This is a genomic window from Nitratidesulfovibrio oxamicus, assembly GCF_015731765.1.
GTDB lineage: Bacteria > Desulfobacterota > Desulfovibrionia > Desulfovibrionales > Desulfovibrionaceae > Cupidesulfovibrio > Cupidesulfovibrio oxamicus.
Window position 1 is genome coordinate 1 of the sequence record NZ_VRYY01000213.1, and the last position, 4,175, is coordinate 4,175.

3 protein-coding genes are annotated in these 4,175 nt (G+C 69.3%); 1 reads left to right on the plus strand and 2 read right to left on the minus strand.

The window, feature by feature from the left end:
* Positions 1-1,404, minus strand: a 1,404-nt coding sequence (locus FVW20_RS08470) for an endonuclease Q family protein (protein ID WP_231038973.1), incomplete at its 3' end; no start/stop codon positions are given.
* Positions 1,405-1,622: 218 nt separating this feature from the next.
* Between FVW20_RS08470 and FVW20_RS08475 the strand changes: the two genes are divergently transcribed.
* A complete protein-coding gene (locus FVW20_RS08475; RefSeq protein WP_196609076.1) occupies positions 1,623-2,819 on the plus strand; it encodes a tRNA1(Val) (adenine(37)-N6)-methyltransferase in 1,197 nt (398 codons plus the stop codon).
* 71 nt (positions 2,820-2,890) lie between these two features.
* On the opposite strand, the gene FVW20_RS08480 is transcribed toward FVW20_RS08475, so the two are convergent.
* A partial coding sequence (locus FVW20_RS08480) for a chloride channel protein (RefSeq protein WP_196609077.1) occupies positions 2,891-4,175 on the minus strand: 1,285 nt, incomplete at its 5' end.

The window sequence follows — 4,175 nt, forward strand, 5'->3', positions numbered from 1 at the left end:
GTCCGCGCCCTTGCCCTTCCTGCCCTTGCCCGTGGCGCGGGGGGCTTCCTTTCCATCCCCCGCACGCGGGGCGGCGGGCACGCCCAGGCCTTCCAGCAGCGGCAGGCCGCCCACCACCGAGCGGCGCTGGATGGAGGCGCGTTCCTTGTCCGTGAACACGCGCACAACGCCGTACTCGCCGTCGTAGCCCGACTGGCGCAGCACCTCGCGCCGCCGCATGCGGGCAATGCCTTCGCCCAGCGGTTCCCAGAACCGGAAAAGCTCTGCCTCGGGCACATCCTGCAGGATGTTCAGTTCCGAGCCGAAGCGGGCCACGCAGCGGGCGTGCTGTTCCGCCACCTTGCGGCTCTTGGCCCCTACGCCCAGCAGTTCGCCCAGGATTTCCGGCAGGGGGATGAGCGAAAGGTAGCCCTGCTGCCCCGGCGACTGGATGGGCGTTTCGCGGTCGGCCAGCTCCACCACCCGGTGCAGCACCCCCACGGTCACCGGTTTGCCGCACACCGGGCACAGCCCGCCGCGGGCGCGGGTTTCGCGCGGTTCCATGACCACGCCGCACTTGCGGTGGCCGTCCAGGTGGTATTTGCCTTCCTCGGGAAAGAATTCCAGCGTGCCCAGGAAGCGCCCGCCGATGCCCTGCCCCTTCAGGCTGCGCAGAATGCTTTCGTAGCCGATCTCGCCGGAGAACAGGTTGGCCTCGCGCCCCAGGTTCTCGCCGGAATGCGCGTCGGAGTTGGAGATGAGCGCGAAGCGGTCCAGTTCGCTCCACAGCCAGTTCATCTCCGGATCGGACGACAGGCCCGTTTCCATGGCGAAGATTTCGGACGACAGGTCGCCGAAGCATTCCGCCACCGAGTTGAAGCCCGATTTCGAGCCGAACAGGGCGAACCACGGCGTCCAGATGTGCGCGGGCACCAGAAAGGCCTGCGGGTGCGTTTCCAGCACCATTTCCAGCAGATTTCGGGAATCAAGGCCAAGGATGGGCCGCCCGTCGGACTCTATGTTGCCCACCTCTGCCAGGCGGCGCGACAGGCGGTCGGCGGCGTCCATGTCGGGCACGTAGACAAGGTTGTGCACCTTGCGCACCTTGCCGCCGCGTTTGTAGATACTGCTGATTTCGGCCTGGAGCATGAACAGGGTGCGCCCGGCCAGCGGCTTGCCCGCGTATTCGGGCAGTTCGGCGTCCAGACCGCGCGGGTCGCGCAGGCGGTACAGGCCGCTGGCTTCGTCCAGCACCAGTTGCTCGGCCAGTTCCTCCCGCCACTTGGGGTGCGTGAAGTCGCCGGTGCCGAGCACGTCCAGCCCCTTTATCCGCGCCCACGCGGCCAGATGGCGGGCGTTGAGCCGCCCGCTGGTGGCGCGCGAAAAGCGGGAATGGATGTGCAGGTCGGCCCGGAACTGCTGCATCGGGCGGGCTCCTGTGGGGCTGGTGACGTGACCGGGGCGGAATGCGGGCGTGGAGCGGAAAACGAGCGGCCCGGAAAATGCGAGACAATGACGGCACGCGGGTCTCTCGCCGTCATCCTTGTCTACCAAAATCATCAGCGATGGCAAATGGGTTCGCCATGGCAAACGGAGGGCGGGTACCCGTTGCCAACCCCGCACCACCCGGATAGCCTGCCCCCATGCATCGCAACGCCCCCGACATGACTGACAGGACCAGCACGCCCGGCACGGCTGGTTCGCCGGGCACCCTGCCCTGCTCGTTACCTGATTCGCTGCCCGACGCCGTCCGGCAGGCTCGCGCCCTGTTTCCGCGCGGGCTCGTCCAGCCAACGGGCGGCTTCCGCTTTTCCGTGGATGCCCTGCTGCTGGCGGCCTTTGCCGGGCAGGCCCTGTCCGCGGGAGGGTGCCTGACCGCGGGGGGGTGCCTGACCGCGGGGGGGGGGCTGACGGGGGATGCGACGGGTATCCGCCATGGACGCCGGGCGGCAACCGGTGCGCACCCCGTTGCGTCGGAACAGGGTGTGCCGGAAGACATATCAGGAGACGCATCACGAGAGGCGCCACGGGAAGCGCCAGTGGAGGTATCGGGGGATGCATCGGGGGGAGCACCGGGGGCCTTCGCGGACCTTGGCACCGGCTGCGGCGTGGTGGGGCTGGCCTTGCTGCTGGCCCACCCGCACCTGACGGGCACGGGCATCGACATCGACGGGGAACTGGCCGATGCCGCGCGCCAGAACGGGGCGTGGCTGGGGCTGGCGGACCGCTTCCGGGTGCTGCGGGCCGACCTTACCGCCACCGGCGCAGGCGGCGGAAAGGACGGAAGGAACACATCCGGCATGCCCGGAGTCCACGATTTTTCGAAGGCAGCGAACCTGCCTAACTCCGCGCCCGACGCCGCCCCCCTCATGTCCACGCCCGCCTTCGACGCCCTGCCCAAGGCCGGGTCCATGGATCTGGTGGTGGCCAACCCGCCCTACCGTCGGCACGGCTCGGGACGCCCTTCGCCCAACAGCCAGCGCACCCGCGCCCTGTTCGAGACGCCCGAAACCCTGCCCGCCTTCACGCGGGCGGCGGCACGCCTGCTGCGCGCAGGGGGGCGCAGTTGCTGGGTGTACGGGCCGGACAGACTGCCCGACCTGCTGCTGGCGTTGCGCGAATCCGGACAGGAACCCGCCCGGCTGCGCTGCGTGCATGCCCGTGCCCACGGCCCGGCAACGCTGGTGCTGGTGGAGGCCCGCCGCGCGGGCAAACCCGGCCTTGTGGTGGAACCACCGCTCATCCTGCACACCGGCGAAGGCGCGGCCACGGCCCTCACCGACGGGGCGCTGGCCTTCTGCCCCCTGCTGGCGTGCAACGCCGGGGGAAAGAGGCGGTAGCGCGTCCGCCAAACGCGTTCTGCTGGCGTGATCGGCAGACGTGACCGGCAGACGCCGCCGCTTGCGGCTCCCTACTGCTCCTCGCGCAGCGCCTTCAGCGAATCGCTGTACGCCCGAAACAGGTCGGAACGTTCCAGCAGGCCCAGCACGTCCTCCTCGTTGTCCTTGGAGACAACGGGCAGCTGTGAAAGGTCGGTTTCCACGAAGGCCAGCAGGGCGGTGTACAGGTCGTCGTCCTCGGTCAGGGCCGTCAGGGGCCGGGCAAGGTCGCCCGCCAGCACCAGGTCGAACAGGTCCGCCTCGTACAGGATGCCGCGCACGTCCTGCACGGCCAGCAGGCCGTTCAGCCTGCCGTGCATGCCCCGCACCGGAAAGGTGAACGCCCGCGTGTTGGCGATGATGTCCGTGAGGGCCTTCAGGGTCACGTTTTCCTCCACCACCGCCACCCGGCCCCGCGTGTAGCAGTCGCGCACGCGCATGGTGGCCAGCAGGTTCACCGTGGCGTCCTGCAGGTGGGCGGGCGACTCGAACTTGTTCTCCACCTGGTTCTCGTACAGCGCGGTGCGCCGCCCCACCAGGATGCACACAGCCGACGACAGCATCAGCGGGGCCAGCAGCCCGTACCCCTGGGTAAGTTCGCAGACCATCACCAGCGGCCCGATGGGCGCGTGGGCGATGCCCGCGAAAAACGCGGCCATGCCCACCAGCACGTAGCCGCCGGGCTGGGTGACCACGTCCGGCTGGATATCTTGCGCGGCAAACCCCACCACCCCGCCGGTCATGCCGCCCACGAACAGGGCCGGGGCGAACATGCCCCCGCTCATGCCGGAGCCCAGCGTGACGGCGGTGGCCAGTGTCTTGCCCAGCAGGATCGTCACCATGGTGACCACGGGCAACTGGCCCAGAATGGCCTGTTCGATCCATCCGTAGCCGTCCGACAGCACCGGCGGGTACAGGATGCCGAACAGGCCCATGAGCACCCCGCCAAGGGCAGTGGTCCACATGATGCCCACCCGCGCCCGCAGCTTGCCGAACACCGAATACTTGAGCACCCGGAAGGTGCGCACGTAGGCCCAGCCGGAAGCCGTGCAGGCCAGCGACAGCAGCAGGTACCACGGCAGCTCCAGCGCCGAGGTGAAGCTGAAGCGCGGAATGCCGAAGATGGGCGCGGTGCCGAACACGAAGGTGAACAGCGAATAGGACACCACCGACGAGAGCACGGCGGGCAGCAGCGCCTCGGACTCGAAGTCCTCGCGGTACAGCACCTCGATGGCGGTCAGCGCGCCGCCCAGCGGGGCGCGGAACACCGCCCCCAGCCCCCCCGCCGCGCCCGCCAGCATCAGGATGCGCCGCTCG